This is a genomic window from Solirubrobacter ginsenosidimutans, from assembly GCF_027587205.1.
Window position 1 is genome coordinate 506673 of record NZ_JAPDOD010000001.1, and the last position, 15145, is coordinate 521817.

Consider the following 15145-nt stretch of genomic DNA (forward strand, 5'->3'; position numbering starts at 1 on the left):
AGGCTCGGCCGCATGAGCACGCCAGCCGAGGGCGCCGCCCGCCGCGACAACGTCGAGCAGGTCTACCGGCGAGTGCGCGAGGCGATCCTCGAAGGGGAGATCGCTCCAGGCGCGATCATGTCGCAGGTCGCGCTCGCGGACGAGCTGGGCGTCAGCCGCACCCCGCTGCGCGAGGCGCTGCGGATGCTGCAGAGCGAAGGCCTCGTCGACGCGCAGGCCAACCGCCGCGTGACCGTCAAGCCGATCTCCGCCACCGACCTCGAGGAGCTCGTGGTGATGCGCGTGGCGCTGGAGACCGAGGCGATCCGGCTGTCGGTGAACCGGCTGGAGCCGGAGGCGATCGCCGCGCTGGAAGGCCGGCTCGCCGAGATGGCGCACTTCGCCGCGGCCAAGGACTACGAGCGCTGGACGCAGCCGCACACCGCGTTCCACCGCGGGCTGACCGCCGCCGCCGGCGACCGCGTCAACGCCATGCTGTCCCAGCTCTCCGATCATTTCGAGCGCTACCGGCGCATGCACATCGCGCGCTCGCCGAAGGCGTGGCTGACGGCGGGGCACCGCGAGATCCTCGACGCCACCAAGGCCGGCGACCGCGAACTGAGCGGGCGGCTGCTGGCCGAGCACCTCTCGGCGACCGCGTTCGACGTGATGGAGCTGCTCGAGCCGGGCTACGACGGCGCGCGCCTGCGGCAGACGCTCGAGGACGTGGGTGCCCGGCCGAAGCGCAAGCGTTGAGCTCGCCGGCGGTCGCGTCCGCGGCCGTGACGGCGCCTATCTCGGCATCCCGTACGCGACGGCGCAGCGCTTCGGCGCGCCGCGGAGGGCGACGTGGAGCGGGGAGCTCGAGGCCTTCGCTCCCGGCCCGCCCGCGCCGCAGCCCAAGCGGCCGATCTCGGCCTTCGCGCACGGCGTCACCCCGCCGGGCGCCGAAGACTGCCTGACCCTCAACGTCTGGACACCGCCGGAACCTGGTCCCTGGCCGGTGCTGGTGTGGGCGATCGGGGGCGGTTGGACGATCGGCTGGGCGGGGTCGTCGATCTACGACGGCGCCGCGCTGGCCCGCGCGGCGAACGTCGTGGTGGTCAACTTCACCTACCGGCTCGGCTCGCTCGGCTGGGTGGGCGGGAACTGGGGGCTGCTCGACCACGTCGCGGTGCTCGAGTGGGTGCGCGAGAACATCGCCGCGTTCGGAGGTGACGCCTCGCGGGTCACGCTGGGCGGGCAGTCGGCCGGTGCCGCCAACGTCGCCGACCTGCTCGTCTGCCCGGCCGCCGAAGGCCTGTTCGGCCGCGCGATCCTGCACTCGCCGCCGCTGCCCGAGGCCGCCAACGACCCGGAACGTTCCGCGCGGTGGGCGGCGGACCTGTGGGAGCGAGTGGCGCGCGACGCGCCCGCGGACGAGGTCGTGGCCGCGCACGAGGCGCTGCTGCGCGAGGACGCCTGGCGCGGGACCCGCGGCGCCGCCTGGCCGACGCTCGATGCCGCGACGCTCCCGGTGTCGCCGCTCGACGCGCCCGACGCGCGGCCGGAGATCCCCGTCCTCGTCGGCACCACCCGCGACGAGGCGACGTTCCTCTTCCGCGCCGTCGAGCGCGACCCGCCGGTGCCGGACGAGGTCGTCCGCAAGGTCACCGCCGAGCTGTTCACCGAGCCGACGCGGCGCTGGGCGTTCCAGCGGGCGGCCGCGGGCGGCGAGGTCCACCTGTTCCGCCTCGACCATCCCTCGCACGATCCGCGCCTGGGCGCGCTGCACACGATCGACGTCCCGCTGCTCTTCGGGACCTTCCGGACCAGCGACGTCGCCCGCCACTACGTGCACGACGACGCGCGCACCCGCGAGGTCTCCGAGGCCATGCAGACGGCCTGGGGACGGTTCCTCCACGGCGACGATCCAGGACTGGCGACAGTTCCAGGAATTGTCTACACTTCGACACCATGACGACATTCATCGCGGAGCAGACCCCGGTCACGACGTTGCCCGGCGAGCCGGTGCCCTACGTGATCGAGGCCGGCAGCGGGCGCGCCCACGTGCTCCTCGGTGAAGTCGGACGGGCGCTCGTCGGTGCCGAGGAGTCCGCGGGCGCGATGTCGGTCATGAGCCTCGACGGCCCTCGCGCGGACCGGCCGATCCCGTTGCACTACCACGACGAGGAGTACGAGTTCTTCTACTGCCTGCGCGGGGCGATCCAGCTGTGGGCCGACGACGAGAGCCGCGTGCTCGCGCCCGGCGACTTCGGCTTCATCCCGCCCGGGACGCTGCACGCCTACCAGTTGCGCGGGCATCACTCGACGTTCGTCGGCCCGATCGTCCCCGGCGGGTGGGACCGGTTCTTCGACCTCACCGGCGAGCCGTTCGGCACCGCCGCGTTCCCGCAGGGTCCTAAGGGCCCGCCGCCGTTCGCGAAGTTCGGCCAGGCCGAGCAGCAGTTCAAGATGAAGTACCGCCAGGACGCGCAGTACGCCGAGGCGAGCACCGGCGCCGACGACACGCTTCCCGCCGCGCAGCAGGCCTACTTCCTGCGCTCGGGCGAAGGCCCGCGGCACGAGCTGGCCGGCCAGCTGCAGACGCTGCTGCTCGGCTCCGACCAGACGGAGGGCCGCGTGACGATGACGACCGTCGAGCTGGCCAAGGGCCCGGGGCTGCCGAACCACGTCCACGAGCGCACCTACGAGTCGCTGATGGTGATCGAAGGCCGCCTGCGCGTGACGCTCGACGGCGCCGAGCACGTGCTCACCCGCGGCGACACCGCAAGCATCCCGGCCGGCACCGAGCACGCGTACCGCGGCGAAGGCCACTACACGAAGGTGCTCACCATGAGCGCGCCGGGCGGGCTCGAGAAGCTGATCGCGACCGCGGGCGCCGCGACCGAGGAGCACGTCTTCGGCACCGGCGGCGCGCTCGACCTCGACGCGCTGCGCGAGGCCGCCGCGGGCCTGGACGTCACCTTTGCCTGACGAGGCCAACGGCCTCGGGACCGAAGCGGTCTATCAGCGCGTCCGGGAGGCGATCCTCGAAGGCGAGATCGCCCCCGGCTCGACGATGTCGCAGGTCGCGCTGGCCGACGAGCTCGGCATCAGCCGCACGCCACTGCGCGAGGCGCTGCGGATGCTCCAGAGCGAAGGCCTGGTCGACGCCGAGCGCAACCGCCGCGTGCGCGTCGCGCCGGTGTCCGCGCGCGACCTCGAGGAGCTCTACGTGATGCGGGTCACCCTCGAGGCCGAGGCGATCCGTCTCGCCGTGCCGCGCATGACGGCCGAGGACCTGGCGCGCCTGGAGGGCTCGATCGCCGAGATGGCCCACTTCGCGCAGGCGCTCGACTATCGCCGCTGGACGGTCCCGCACCAGGCGTTCCACCGCGGGCTCACGGCGCCCGCGGGCGAGCGCTTCACCGCGGTCCTCACGCAGTTGCTCGATCACGCCGAGCGCTACCGGCGCATGCACATCGGCCACGGGCCGAGCGCCTGGGCGACCAAGGACCATCGCGGGATCCTCGACGCCTGCAAGGCCGGCGATCGCGAGCTGGCGGGCCGCCTGCTCGCGGAGCACTTCGCGCGGACCGCGTTCGAGCTGATCGAGCTGCTCGACCCGGCCCACGATCCGGGGCTGCTGCGCGACACGGTGGGCGACGTCGCGCGCTGACGTCTGGGAGGATTCGGGGCAGTCCACGGGAGGAGCGGTGTGACATGGCCGACCAGCAGACGATCCGGTCACGGGCGGATGCGCTGATCGCCGAGATGACGCCGGCGGAGAAGGCCGGCCAGCTCACCCAGTACTTCTACTTCGGCTTCGAGCGCGAGCTCTCGTTCGGCGACGGGGCGGGGGAGAGCAGCGGCGGCCAGTCCGCGGCGGTCGAGGCCGCGGTGTCGCGCGGCGAGGTGGGCTCGCTGCTGTTCGTCACCGATCCGGCCCAGATCAACCGCCTGCAGCGGCTCGCGACGGAAGGCAACCGGTTCGGCATCCCCGCGCTGTTCGGCTTCGACGTCATCCACGGGCTGCGCACGATCCTGCCGGTGCCGATCGCGCTCGCGGCGTCGTGGGACCCCGCCACGATCGAGCGCGGACAGGCGGTCGCCGCCCGCGAGGCGCGCGCCGTGGGCATCCACTGGGCGTTCGCGCCGATGGTCGACATCGCCCGCGATCCGCGCTGGGGGCGGATCATCGAAGGCGCGGGAGAGGACCCGTTCCTCGGCGCCGCGGTCGCCGCGGCGCAGGTGCGCGGCTTCCAGGGCGCCGGGGTGGACGATCCCGAGCGGGTGATCGCCGGGCCGAAGCACTTCGCCGGCTACGGCGCGGCGCTCGGCGGGCGCGACTACGACGAGGCCGAGATCTCGGACTCCGCTCTGCACAACGTCTACTTCCCGCCCTTCGCGGCGGCGTTGGCGGCGGGCGCGGGCAACGTCATGACCGCCTACATGGACCTCAACGGCATCCCGGCGACCGGCAACCGCTGGCTCTTCACCGACGTCCTCCGCGGGGTCCTCGGGTTCGAGGGCTTCGTGGTGAGCGATGCCAACGCCGTGCGCAACCTCGTCACGCACGGCTTCGCTTCGGATCTGGCCGATGCGGCCGCACGGGCCTTGAACGCGGGCACCGACATGGAGATGGCGATCGCCGATCCGGCCTACGCGCATCTGCCGGAGGCACTGGCGCGGGGCGACGTGGACGAGACGACGCTCGACGCGAGCGTGCGGCGGGTGCTCGAGGCCAAGCTCGCGCTGGGCTTGTTCGACCACCCGTACGTCGATGAGGAGCGCGCGCGGGCGGTGCTCGCCGATCCCGCGCACCGCGAGGTCGCGCGGGTGGCGGCGGAGCGGTCGGCGGTGCTGCTGCGAAACGCCGGCGGGCTGCTGCCGCTGGATCCGGGCACCTCGATCGCGGTGCTCGGCCCGCTCGCGGCGTCAGCCCGTGACACGCTCGGCCCCTGGTGCTTCGACTTCGACCTCGCCGAGACCGTGACGGTGCTCGACGGCATCATCGGGCGTGCGGGGGATGTCTCGTTCGCCCCCGGCCTGCGCCCGACGCAGCGTGTGTTCCCGTCGATGTTCGACATGTTCGGCGACAACACGCCGGAGGATCCGGAGGACTTCGACGACGAGGCCGAGTTCGCGCACGCGGTCGCCGTCGCGGGTGCTGCCAACGTCGCGGTGGTCGTGGTGGGCGAGTGGCAGAACATGATCGGCGAGGCGGCGTCACGCTCCTCGCTCGACCTTCCCGGCCGCCAGCTCGAGTTGCTGCAGGCGGTCGCCGCGACGGGCACGCCCATCGTGCTGCTGGTCATGAACGGCCGCCCGCTCGACCTGCGCTGGGCCGCCGAACACGTTCCCGCGATCCTCGATATCTGGTATCCCGGCACGCGCGGCGGCGAGGCGGTCGCCAACCTCCTGTTCGGCGACGTCTCGCCGGGCGGCAGGCTCCCGTTCACGTGGCCGCGGACCGTGGGTCAGGTGCCGCTGGTCTACTCGCACACGATCTCGCACGAGCCGGAGAAGCAGTGGCGGCGCTACTGGGACGAGGAGAGCACGCCGCTCTTCCCGTTCGGGCATGGCCTGAGCTACTCGCGTTTCGCGTACAGCGACCTCGCGATGGACGGCGAGACCGTCTCGGTGCAGGTCGCCAACGTGGGTTCGCGCACGGCGGACGAGGTCGTCCAGCTCTACGTCCACCAGCGCCATGGCAGCGCATCGCGGCCGGTGCGCGAGCTCAAGGGGTTCGAGCGGGTGACGCTCGAGGCCGGTGAGTCGCGCACGGTCCGCTTCACGCTCGGCCCGGCGGAGCTGCGCTACTGGAACGCGGCGGTGCGGGACTGGGTCCTGGACGCCTCGACGTTCGACGTGTGGGTCGGGGGAGACTCGACCGCCGAGCTGACGACGACGTTCACGACGTAGCCCGTACGTAGCCGGCCTTGGTGGCCGTCGCGGCGAGCGAGTGCCCGGCGGGGACGGTGATCGTGGCGCGGCCGGACGTCCCGGTCGTCGCGTGCTGCCCGCCGACCGTCACGTGGGCACCCGCGACGGGGTCACCCGCATCGGTCACGCGCAGCTTGACCGTGCGGAAGTGGTTGTGGATCGGGCCGGCCGAGACTTCGAGCGTGAGACCCGGGCGCAGCTGGTCGTGCCAGGTCTGCACGCCGTTGGCGCCCGTGGGCTCGAAGCCGGCCAGCACGTCGAGGACCTGCGACTGCGCGTCGGCGGCGAGCTTGTACACCGTGCCGGTGCCGGCGCGCACGGCAACCTGGGTCGTGGCTCCCCACTTCGTCGCCGTCAGGTTCGAGCGGCGGGCGTAGACGTGCTTGCCGGCGGCCCACGTGACCCACAGGCGGCCCTCGGGCGTCACGGTGAGCGCGGGCTCGCGCACCGCCGACGCGGAGCGCGCCAGCGTCGCGGTGCCGCCGCCGACGGTCCACACCAGCACCTTGCTCGCCGCGGGCCCGCCGCCGCTGTAGGCCGCGAAGAGGCCCGGCTGCGCGCCGCGACCCGTGAAGGCGATCCGCTGGTCCGGCGGGACGCTGGCGGCGGTGCCCGGCATCCGCGCAGCGGGCCCCGCCGGGGCGCCCGTGGCCGGGTCGACGGCCTGGGCCCACACGCCGTTCTGGCCGGTGGCGTTGCTGTACCAGGCGACGCCGAGCCGGCCGGCGCTCGCGTCGACGGCCAGCGTGGGCTCGTAGGCGCAACAGCTCGCGCCCTGGAGGTTGGCGGCCGGGACCGCGGCGTCGGTGCCGCGGTGCACGAACAGGCCGGAAGATGTCGCCCAGGCGAAGAACGGCGTCGCTCCGTCGGTGCCGGCGAGCGCGCTCATCGGATCGGCGAACCCGGCGCCGGTGGCGACGTCGGACGGCGTGAGCACCCAGCTCCCACCGCCGTCGAACGACGTGAAGTGGGCGACGTTCTGGATCGGGTCGCCCGCGTCGATCGAGTGCTGCGCCGCGGCGACGAGCTCGAGCTGGCCGGCTGCGGTTCGCATCAGCGCCGGGCTCCCGATTCCGGCCCAGCCGGAGGCGATCACCTGCGCGGCGCCGACCGCGCCGTCGGGCGCGATCACCGTGTGATTCAGCTCATAGCTCGTCGCGTCCGGCTGCCGCCGCCACGCGACGTGCAGGCGGTTGTCGGGCGTGCGCAGCAGGCTCACCTCGTCGGTGTTGCTCGCGCCGGGCGTGGTGACCGGATCCCACTTCGCGTGGGCGGCGCCGGGCAGGCAGAGCATCGCCGCGAAGGCGGCGGCAGGGAGCAGCGCGCGGCGCATCAGAACATCCGCCGGTGCTCGCGCGAGACCGTGAAGCCGTGGTGGTCGGTGCGATTGATGCAGGTCAGCCCGGTCGTCCGCGACGTGCAGCGGAATTGGCCGAAGCGGCGGCTGTGGCCGTAGGCCAGGACCGGGGCCGTGTGCGGGTCGGCGATGACGTCATTCGCGCCGTCGATGAACGCCTTGCCGGTCGGCCACAGATACGCGGCGCGGCCGGCGAGGAAACGCAGGTCGCAGCGGATGTGCGCCGGATCGTCGTCGCCGCGCTCGTACCCGCAGAGGATGCGGTGCGACGGGGTTTGGAAGGTCGTGACGTGGACCGAGGCGGACGCCGCACCGGCGAACAGCGCGAGCGCGATCAACGCGAGCGGAGCGGAGAGGCGAAAGGGGAGGAGCATGCACGTCTAACCCGCGAACGCGGGCCGCCTTTACGGCGTGCGACTGCGCAAGCGCCAGACGTTCACCGAGATCACCCGCTCGCCGTCGGCGGCGACGGTCGCGCTGTGCGGCACACCGCCGGGAATCACCGCGAGTTCGCCCGCGGACATCGGCGCCGGGCGGCCGTCGACCACGAAGTCGACGGTCCCGCCCTCGGCGATGAAGGTCACCTGATCCTCAGGATGCTCGTGCGTCTCCCACGCGCAGCCCGGCTCGTAGCGGTAGACGGTAACCGTCAGCTGGTCGGAGTCGATCGTCGCGCCGAAGATCCCTGGCCGGACCTCGGTGAACTCCTGATCATCCCAGCGCATCAGGCGGGCGCGTGGACGTCAGCCCAGGCGACGACGCGGTTGCGCAGGATGCCGACGTTCTCGATCTCGCACTCGACCTCGTCGCCGGGCTTGAGGTAGAGCGACATCGGGTCGTCGCTGAAGCCGGCCACGCCGGAGACGGTGCCGGTGGAGACGATGTCCCCGGGGGAGTAGCCCATCGGCGAGTAGTGGCTGATGATCTCCGGGATCGTCACCGACATGCGGCTGGTGTGGGAGACCTGGCGGGACTCGCCATTCACGCGCAACTCCATCGACAGGTTGTGGGGGTCGCCGACCTCGTCGGGGGTGACGATCCACGGGCCGATCGGGCAGAAGGTGTCGATGCTCTTGGAGAGGCAGAAGACGCCGGACTTCATCTCCTCGCGCTGGATGTCGCGCGCGGTGATGTCGTTGAAGATGATGTAGCCGGCGATGTAGTCCTCGGCCTCCTCGGGCGAGAAGAACTTGCCCGCCTTGCCGATCACGACGGCCAGCTCGAGCTCGTAGTCCATCTCGTTCGTGAGGCCGTCGGGTGGATAGACGATCGCGTCGTCGGTGCCGATGATGGCGTCGATGTTCTGGAAGAACACGATCCACGGCAGCACGGGGTGCGACCAGTTGACGTTCTTGGACTCCTCGTCGTGCTCGCGGAAGTTGCCCGCGGTGTGGAAGAACTTCTTCGGGATGATCGGGGCGCGCAGGCGCACGTCGGCGAGCGCGAAGGTCTCGCCGGTCTCGTCGGCGAGGAGTCCGCGCTCGTAGTAGGTGCGCATGTCCGGCACGTCGAGCTCGACCACGCGCGAGCCTTCGATGCGGCCGACGCGGCCGTCGTCGAACGTCACCAGTTTCATCGCATCTCCCTCAACCCTGTAGACTTACGTGCAACTTGCATACACTCTACAGATCTGCGTAAAGTTTCTCAAGATGCGCATCGCGAATTTGCATGACCGGCTCGTGCTGCTGACCGGCGGTGGCGCGGTCGACGTCGAGCGCGCCTCGGACGGCCGCTTCGGCCCCGACCCGCAGGCGATCTACGCGCGCTGGGACGAGTTCCGCGCGTGGGAGCCGTCGTACCCGCCCGAGCCGTTCGAGGCCGCGCAGCTCGGCGCGCCCGCCCCGCGCCCGCGCCAGGTCTTCGCCCTCGGGCTCAACTACGCGCTGCACGCGCGCGAGGCGCGGTTGGAGCTGCCCCCGGCGCCGCTGACCTTCACGAAGTTCCCGTCGTGCATCACGGGTCCTGACGCGGAGGTGGTCGTCGCGACCGACCGCGTCGACTGGGAGGTCGAGCTGGTCGCGGTGATCGGGCGCGAGGCGTACCGCGTCGAGGAGACCGACGCCTGGGACCACGTCGCCGGCCTGACCGTCGGCCAGGACCTGTCCGCGCGCGACGTGCAGATGGTCGGCTCGCCCCCGCAGTTCAGCCTCGGCAAGTCGTTCCCCGGCTTCGGCCCGACGGGGCCGTGGCTGGTCACCCCCGACGAGCTCGCCGATCGTGACGACCTCGCGATCGGCTGCGCGGTCAACGGCGAGCCCGTGCAGGGCGACCGCACGTCCTCGATGCTGTTCAGCGTGGCCGAGACGATCGCGTACCTCTCGTCGATCTGCACGCTGCTGCCCGGCGACCTGATCTTCACCGGCACGCCCGCCGGCGTCGGGAACCGGATGGACCCGCCGCGCTACTTGAAACCCGGCGACGCGCTAGTCAGCACGATCGAGGGCATCGGCTCGCTCACGACCCGGTTCATCGCGTGAGCGACTGGCTGGGACTCGCTGGGCGCCGGGTGGTGATCGCCGGCGGCGCCGGCGGTTTCGGTGCGGCGATCACGGACGCGTTCCGCGCCGCCGGTGCGCAGACCGCGGTGATCGACGTCGCCGGGGGCGACCACATCCAGGCCGACCTGCGCGACGCGGGCGCCGCGCGTGCGGCGATGGCCGAGGCGGCGGACCGTCTTGGCGGCGTGGACGTCTTCGTCCACGCCGTCGGCATCAACCGCCGCAAGCCGATCGACGAGTACACCGATGCCGACTGGGACGACATCGTCGCCATCAACCTGTCGAGCGCGTTCTGGACCGCCCGTGCCGCGCTTCCGAAGATGCGCGAGCAGGGCTTCGGGCGGATCGTCTTCTTCTCGTCGGTCGCGGGGCGCAGCGGCCACAAGCACCATGGGCCGTACGCGGCGACGAAGGGCGCGATCAACCAGCTGATGCGGGTGATGGCCCACGAGTCCGCGGCCGACGGCGTGACGGTCAACGCGGTCGCGCCCGGCTACATGGACACCGAGCTCACGCGCCAGTACCTCGCGGACCATCCGGGGCGGCGCGAAGCGCTCATCGAGCTGATCCCGGCCGGGCGTTTCGCCCGCATCGACGAGGTCGTCGGGCCGGTGCTGTTCCTGTGCTCGAAGCAGGCGAGCTTCGTCACGGGCACGGTCTTGTACATCGACGGCGGACGGAGCGTGATCTAAGACATGGCGGGCAAGGTCCAGGACAAAGTGGTGATGGTGACCGGCGCGGGGACCGGCTTCGGCGCGCAGCTGGCCGTGCGGGCGGCGCAGGAGGGCGCGAGCCGCGTGATCGTCCACTACCGCAGCTCGGCGGCGGGTGCGGAGGAGACGGCCGCGAACGTCCGTGCGGCGGGCGCCGAAGCGACCTTGATGCAGGGTGACATCTCGGTCTGGGACGAGATCAAGCGGATGGCCGACGAGGCGGGTGACGTCGACGTCCTGGTCAACAACGTCGGTGACATGGCGTCCTCGCAGACCTCGTGGCGCGAGCTCGACGAGGCGACGATCGACCACTGCCTCGCGGTCGACATCAAGGGCACGATGCTGATGGTCCACGAGTTCGGCACGCGGATGCTCGATCGCGGCGCCCGCGGCGCGATCGTCAACATCGGTTCGACGGTGATTGTGCGCGGCAGCCCGCGCGCGCCGATCTACGCCGCCGGCAAGTACGGCCTGCTCGGCATCACCAAGTCCTACGCCAAGGCGCTCGCGCCGCAGGTGCGGGTGAACATCTTCGCGCCGGGGTTCATGGCCACGCCCGCCGTGCTCGAGCGGCCGGACTTCCAGGCGGGCCGCGGCGAGCAGATCACCCGCGACACGCCGATGGGGCAGATCCCGCCGCCGGAGGAGCTCACCGGCGCCGCGCTCTTCCTCGCCTCCGACGACGCCGGCCACATCACCGGCAGCTACATGATCTGCGACGGCGGCTACTCGATGCTCGGCGCGTAGCGCCAAGCGCGCTCGCCGTCGCCGTTGACCGTGACCAGGCGCCCGAAGCGGTTGCCCGCGTCGTGCGTCATGGTCACGTACGTGTCGCTGTCGAGCAGCTCGTGGGCGAGCGCGGCGCGGGTGGCGCGGGCGAGCTCCGGGTCGACGTCGGTCGCCGACGTCCAGTCGTCGCTGAGCAGCTGCGCGGGGTTGTGCGCGGCGTCGGCGAGCAGCAGCGCGCGCTCCCCACGCGAGCGGATCTCGACCACGCAGTGCCCGGGGGAGTGACCGGGAGCGAGCCGCAGCGCGATGCCGGGGATGATCTCGCCGTCGGCGATGTGCTTGTGGATCCGGTCGGCGAGCGGGGCGAGGCGCGCGGGTGCTGGGATCGCCCCGAAGTCCTCGCGTCCCGGGCCCGTCTCGGGCGCCGGGTCCGCGCCGCACCAGTGATGCCAGTCGATCGCGTGACAGTGATGCTCGGCGTGCGAGAACAGGATGCGCGTCCCGTCGGTGGCCCAGCCGACGTGGTCGAAGTGCAGGTGGGTGAAGATCACGTCCGTGACGTCGTCGACGCGCACGCCGGCTTCCGCCAGACGTTGCGGGAGGGTGCCGACGGGCAGCTCGGGCAGCGCGCCGCCGCCGATCCCGGTGTCGACGATCACGAGTCGCTCGCGCGTGCGCACCAGGAAGCCGCCGAAGTTGACGCCCATCAGGCCGTCGGCGTCCAGAAAGCCGTCCGGCCACTCGGCGGCGGGCTTGCTCAGCAGCGCGTCGGGCGGGATCCGCAGCTCGCCGTCGCTCAGCGGGGTGATGTCGATGTCTCCGATGCGCACGGGCGTGTTCAGTCCTTGTGGTTCCAGCCGGCCTCGAGGCCGGCGATCAGCGCGGCGATCGCCGCGTGCAACGGCGTGGGGACACCCACCGCCTTGCCCGCCCGCACGATCCCGCCGTTGAGGGCGTCGATCTCCGTCGGCCGGTGCGCCAGGACGTCCTGGAGCATGCTCGGCTTGTGGGCGAAGTTCTCCTCGGCCGCGCGGGTGATCAGCGCGTCCGGGTCGCTGTCGAGCGTGATGCCGAGCGCGTCGGCCACGGCACGGCCCTCGTCGACCAGCGCCGTGACGGTCGCTCGCAGCTCCGGCTGCGCGCACAGCTCGCCGTGGGTCAGGCCCGTCAGCGCGGCCAGCGGGTTGGTCGCGGCATTGAAGAGCAGCTTGGTCCACTGCGCGCCGCGGGAGTCGGCCAGCGCGACCCCGCCGATCATCTCCGCGAGCGCGCGGATCTCCTCCTCGCGGGCGGGCTGCGGCTCGAACGGCCCGAGCCACGTGGTGCCGGGCGCGTCCTCATGCACGACCCCCGGCGCGACGACGTGCCCGGCGAGCAGCGTGACCCCACGGATCACCCGCGGGACATACCGAGCGACGACCTCCTCGCTCCCGATCCCGTTCTGCACGCTGCACACCGCCCCACCCGCAAACACGTGCGCGGTCGCCGCCATCGCCGCCTCGGTGAAAGTCGCCTTGGTCGCGACGATCCCAAGCTCGCACGGCGGAATCTCACCGGCGTCGGTGCGAGCATTGATGCGCGCCACCGCGCCGCCCTCGATCCGCAGCCCATCGCGATGGATGGCTTCGACGTGGGGGGCGGAGACGTCGTAGGCCCAGACCTCGGCGTGGGCGGCGAGGCGGGCGGCGAAGAGGCTGCCGATCGCGCCGCAGCCGACGACGCAGACCCTCACGAGGCGAGCACCGCGGCCGCCAGTTCGTGGCAGAGCTGCGGCGGGGCGCCGCCGATCCCGAGCCCGGCGACGACGCGCTCGCCGTCGGTGACGGGCAGCCCGCCGGGAAGCGCGGAGACCTTGTAGGGGAGCAGCGGGGCTGCGCCGTCGGGCAGCTCGCTGCTGGGCAGTTGGAACGTCGCTGCGGCCGCGGCGACGGCCTCGGCCACGAAGGGGCCGGCGGTCGGCGCGTCGTCCATGCAGTCCTGCTGGATCGGGTCGCCGCGCCGGTCGACGATCGCGACGGCGATCCGGAGATCCCGCCGCCGCGCCGCGACGAGCACGCGGTCGGCGAGATCGAGCGCCCACGCGAGCTCGAGCTGGGCGGACGCCGGCGGCGGGTCGGCCATCCCGAGCCCCGGCTCGTCGGGCAGCGCGCCGTACGCGTCCAGCCAGCGCTGCTCGTCATCGCCATGCTGGCCGACGTACGGAATCCCGAGCGCATAGTGGACGAGCAGGTCCTCGCCGTTGGCGGGCTTGCCGTCGGCGATCAGCTTGCGCCTCTCAGCGCCCGGATAGTCGACGAACGGGCCGACGGTCGCACCTGAAGCGGCGATGCCGGCGATCACCGGCTCGCCGATCGGCATCCCGCCCGCGCCCGGGAACACCGCCTCAGGCGAGCACGCGACGAACCCACGCTCCATCGGCGCCGGCAGCGTGCGCATGCGCCCGAGGTGCACGACGCTCGGTAGCTGCTGCGTCGCCGCGATCCACGCCTTCGAGCGCGCCCGCGCCATCCCACTGGTCCCGCCGCGGTCCATCCGCGAGGCTGAGACCAGCGCGCCGCTGGCGCCCACGACCGCCACCGCCCCGCGGACCCCGATGTCCTCGGCCTTGTCGATGGCGCGCGCGACGAGCGCACGGGCCGAGTACAACGGCATGTCCCGCGGGTGCATCACGCGAAGTATACAGACACGCGAGATGGACTCTCTACGCATAAGTGCGTACAGAATTCGCTCAAGCGCGGAACGCGCCGACCAGTCGTTGCAGCGAGGCGGCCATCTGCGCGAGCTCGTCGCTGGAGGCGGAGATCTCCTGCGTGGCGGCCGAGGACTGCTGCGTCGCGGCCGAGACGTCGGCGGTCGCGTCCCCGGCCTCGCGCGCGATCTCGCCGACGGCGCCCGTGGCGGTCGACATGCGCTCGATGCAGCCGGACACGCTCGTGATGCCCTCGGCAAGGGCATGGAACGCGGCCTCGGTCCTGCGGACCGTCTCGTTCGAGGATTCGGCGAGCCGGCGCACCTCGTCGGCGACGACGGCGAACCCGCGCCCCTGCTCACCCGCGCGGGCGGCCTCGATCGCGGCGTTGAGCGCCAGCAGGTTGGTCTGGTCGGAGATGGCGGCGATCTGGCTCGTGAGCGCGACTCCCTGCTCGGCCAGCAGCCCGGCCTCCGCCGCGAGCCCTTCGGCCTCGCGATTGATCGCCCGCGCCGCGTCGATGCTCTCGATCTGGCGTGCGGCGCCCTCCGCCACGGCCGAGGAGAGCCGCGCGATGTTCTCGATCGCCGCGCCGGTCTGGAGCGTGGTGCTCGACATCTGCTCCGACGCCCCGGCGACCTGCGACGCGGTGGCGCCGATCGAGACGATCATCTCGGCGATCCCGGCGCGCGTCGCGTTGTAGGCCTCCAGCCCACCCTGCGCCTTGCCGAGCATGACGTTGAACGTCTCGCCGAGCGCCCCGAGCTCGCTGCCGGGGACCGGCACGAGCGGCGTCGTCGCGGGCTCGACGCCGGTCGTCAGGTCCCCGTCGGCCATCGCCGCCAGGCCTTCACCGAGGCCGGTGAGGCAATGATCGCTGAGGCTGTTCAGCCGCTCCTGAAGTCCTGCGAGGCAGCTGTGATCGCCGAGCGCCGCGCGCAACGTCTCGCGGACGCCGTTGTAGCCCTCGAGCGCGGCCTGCGCCTGCGCCAGCATCGCGTTGAAGAGCTCGACCAGCTCCTGCGTCTCCGGGTCGGCGGCGCGCACGTCGATCCGGGTGGTGCGAGCGGACACCTGGACCGTCAGGTCGCCGCCCTGCATCGCCTCCAGCCCCGCGACGAGGCTCGTGAGGCAATGGTCATGCAGGCTGCGCAGGCGCAGCTTGAGCTCGAGAGCGGTCGGGTCGGGGGCGGCGACCGGCTCGGTCGAGCGGCGACGTCGGAGGAGGGAGGACATGTCCGTCGCTATCGGC

Annotated in this window: 16 protein-coding genes; 8 read left to right on the top strand and 8 right to left on the bottom strand. The window is 72.3% G+C overall.

All coding sequences use genetic code 11. The annotated features are described in order from the left end of the window. Window positions 1-12 precede the first annotated feature (12 nt). The 5 genes from OM076_RS02240 to OM076_RS02260 are packed head-to-tail and all read left to right on the top strand — an operon-like array spanning window position 13 to window position 5886. A complete protein-coding gene (locus tag OM076_RS02240) occupies window positions 13-735 on the top strand; it encodes a GntR family transcriptional regulator (RefSeq protein ID WP_270037730.1) in 723 nt (240 codons plus the stop codon). After that, a complete protein-coding gene (locus OM076_RS02245; protein WP_270037731.1) occupies window positions 710-1939 on the top strand; it encodes a carboxylesterase family protein in 1230 nt (409 codons plus the stop codon). Before OM076_RS02240 ends, OM076_RS02245 begins: the two co-directional genes overlap by 26 nt. Then, window positions 1936-2955, top strand: a complete 1020-nt coding sequence (locus OM076_RS02250; RefSeq protein WP_270037732.1) for a quercetin 2,3-dioxygenase — start codon at window positions 1936-1938, stop codon at window positions 2953-2955. Before OM076_RS02245 ends, OM076_RS02250 begins: the two co-directional genes overlap by 4 nt. Next, window positions 2948-3640, top strand: a complete 693-nt coding sequence (locus OM076_RS02255) for a GntR family transcriptional regulator (RefSeq protein WP_270037733.1) — start codon at window positions 2948-2950, stop codon at window positions 3638-3640. The genes OM076_RS02250 and OM076_RS02255 overlap by 8 nt, the downstream gene beginning before the upstream one ends. A 44-nt stretch (window positions 3641-3684) precedes the next feature. After that, the gene (locus tag OM076_RS02260; RefSeq protein ID WP_270037734.1) at window positions 3685-5886 is read left to right on the top strand and encodes a glycoside hydrolase family 3 N-terminal domain-containing protein; all 2202 of its coding nucleotides are present in this window, start codon (window positions 3685-3687) and stop codon (window positions 5884-5886) included. On the opposite strand, the gene OM076_RS02265 is transcribed toward OM076_RS02260, so the two are convergent. Genes OM076_RS02265 through OM076_RS02280 form a run of 4 tightly spaced genes read right to left on the bottom strand, consistent with a single transcriptional unit; the run spans window position 5876 to window position 8840 of the window. Further along, entirely contained in the window at window positions 5876-7240 is a 1365-nt protein-coding gene (locus tag OM076_RS02265; protein ID WP_270037735.1) for a hypothetical protein, read from the bottom strand. The genes OM076_RS02260 and OM076_RS02265 overlap by 11 nt on opposite strands. Beyond that, the gene (locus OM076_RS02270; protein ID WP_270037736.1) at window positions 7240-7638 is read right to left on the bottom strand and encodes a DUF6636 domain-containing protein; all 399 of its coding nucleotides are present in this window, start codon (window positions 7636-7638) and stop codon (window positions 7240-7242) included. Before OM076_RS02270 ends, OM076_RS02265 begins: the two co-directional genes overlap by 1 nt. 30 nt (window positions 7639-7668) lie before the next feature. Beyond that, entirely contained in the window at window positions 7669-7989 is a 321-nt protein-coding gene (locus OM076_RS02275; protein ID WP_270037737.1) for a cupin domain-containing protein, read from the bottom strand. Then, entirely contained in the window at window positions 7989-8840 is an 852-nt protein-coding gene (locus OM076_RS02280) for a fumarylacetoacetate hydrolase family protein (RefSeq protein ID WP_270037738.1), read from the bottom strand. The genes OM076_RS02275 and OM076_RS02280 overlap by 1 nt, the downstream gene beginning before the upstream one ends. A 73-nt stretch (window positions 8841-8913) precedes the next feature. On the opposite strand from OM076_RS02280, the gene OM076_RS02285 reads away from it, so the two are divergent. Genes OM076_RS02285 through OM076_RS02295 form a run of 3 tightly spaced genes read left to right on the top strand, consistent with a single transcriptional unit; the run spans window position 8914 to window position 11222 of the window. Next, on the top strand, window positions 8914-9741 hold the full coding sequence (locus OM076_RS02285; protein ID WP_270037740.1) for a fumarylacetoacetate hydrolase family protein: 828 nt from the start codon (window positions 8914-8916) through the stop codon (window positions 9739-9741). Then, window positions 9738-10454, top strand: a complete 717-nt coding sequence (locus tag OM076_RS02290) for an SDR family NAD(P)-dependent oxidoreductase (protein WP_270037741.1) — start codon at window positions 9738-9740, stop codon at window positions 10452-10454. The genes OM076_RS02285 and OM076_RS02290 overlap by 4 nt, the downstream gene beginning before the upstream one ends. Before the next feature lie 3 nt (window positions 10455-10457). Continuing rightward, complete coding sequence (locus OM076_RS02295) at window positions 10458-11222, top strand: SDR family NAD(P)-dependent oxidoreductase (RefSeq protein ID WP_270037742.1); 765 nt, start codon at window positions 10458-10460, stop codon at window positions 11220-11222. On the opposite strand, the gene OM076_RS02300 is transcribed toward OM076_RS02295, so the two are convergent. From OM076_RS02300 to OM076_RS02315, 4 genes are all read right to left on the bottom strand, one after another. Continuing rightward, entirely contained in the window at window positions 11201-12034 is an 834-nt protein-coding gene (locus tag OM076_RS02300; RefSeq protein ID WP_270037743.1) for an MBL fold metallo-hydrolase, read from the bottom strand. The two genes, OM076_RS02295 and OM076_RS02300, sit on opposite strands and share 22 nt — an antisense overlap. An 8-nt stretch (window positions 12035-12042) precedes the next feature. Next, a complete protein-coding gene (locus OM076_RS02305; protein ID WP_270037744.1) occupies window positions 12043-12936 on the bottom strand; it encodes a ketopantoate reductase family protein in 894 nt (297 codons plus the stop codon). Then, entirely contained in the window at window positions 12933-13871 is a 939-nt protein-coding gene (locus OM076_RS02310) for a GlcG/HbpS family heme-binding protein (RefSeq protein ID WP_270037746.1), read from the bottom strand. Before OM076_RS02310 ends, OM076_RS02305 begins: the two co-directional genes overlap by 4 nt. 61 nt (window positions 13872-13932) lie before the next feature. Further along, entirely contained in the window at window positions 13933-15129 is a 1197-nt protein-coding gene (locus OM076_RS02315; protein ID WP_270037747.1) for a methyl-accepting chemotaxis protein, read from the bottom strand. Window positions 15130-15145 lie beyond the last annotated feature (16 nt).

Coding starts and splice junctions, on each gene's coding strand:
- OM076_RS02240 (WP_270037730.1), top strand. CDS start 13: ATGAGCACGCCAGCCGAGGGCGCCGCCCGCCGCGACAACGTCGAGCAG.
- OM076_RS02250 (WP_270037732.1), top strand. CDS start 1,936: ATGACGACATTCATCGCGGAGCAGACCCCGGTCACGACGTTGCCCGGC.
- OM076_RS02260 (WP_270037734.1), top strand. CDS start 3,685: ATGGCCGACCAGCAGACGATCCGGTCACGGGCGGATGCGCTGATCGCC.
- OM076_RS02265 (WP_270037735.1), bottom strand. CDS start 7,240: ATGCGCCGCGCGCTGCTCCCTGCCGCCGCCTTCGCGGCGATGCTCTGC.
- OM076_RS02270 (WP_270037736.1), bottom strand. CDS start 7,638: ATGCTCCTCCCCTTTCGCCTCTCCGCTCCGCTCGCGTTGATCGCGCTC.
- OM076_RS02275 (WP_270037737.1), bottom strand. CDS start 7,989: ATGCGCTGGGATGATCAGGAGTTCACCGAGGTCCGGCCAGGGATCTTC.
- OM076_RS02280 (WP_270037738.1), bottom strand. CDS start 8,840: ATGAAACTGGTGACGTTCGACGACGGCCGCGTCGGCCGCATCGAAGGC.
- OM076_RS02285 (WP_270037740.1), top strand. CDS start 8,914: ATGCGCATCGCGAATTTGCATGACCGGCTCGTGCTGCTGACCGGCGGT.
- OM076_RS02295 (WP_270037742.1), top strand. CDS start 10,458: ATGGCGGGCAAGGTCCAGGACAAAGTGGTGATGGTGACCGGCGCGGGG.
- OM076_RS02310 (WP_270037746.1), bottom strand. CDS start 13,871: ATGCACCCGCGGGACATGCCGTTGTACTCGGCCCGTGCGCTCGTCGCG.
- OM076_RS02315 (WP_270037747.1), bottom strand. CDS start 15,129: ATGTCCTCCCTCCTCCGACGTCGCCGCTCGACCGAGCCGGTCGCCGCC.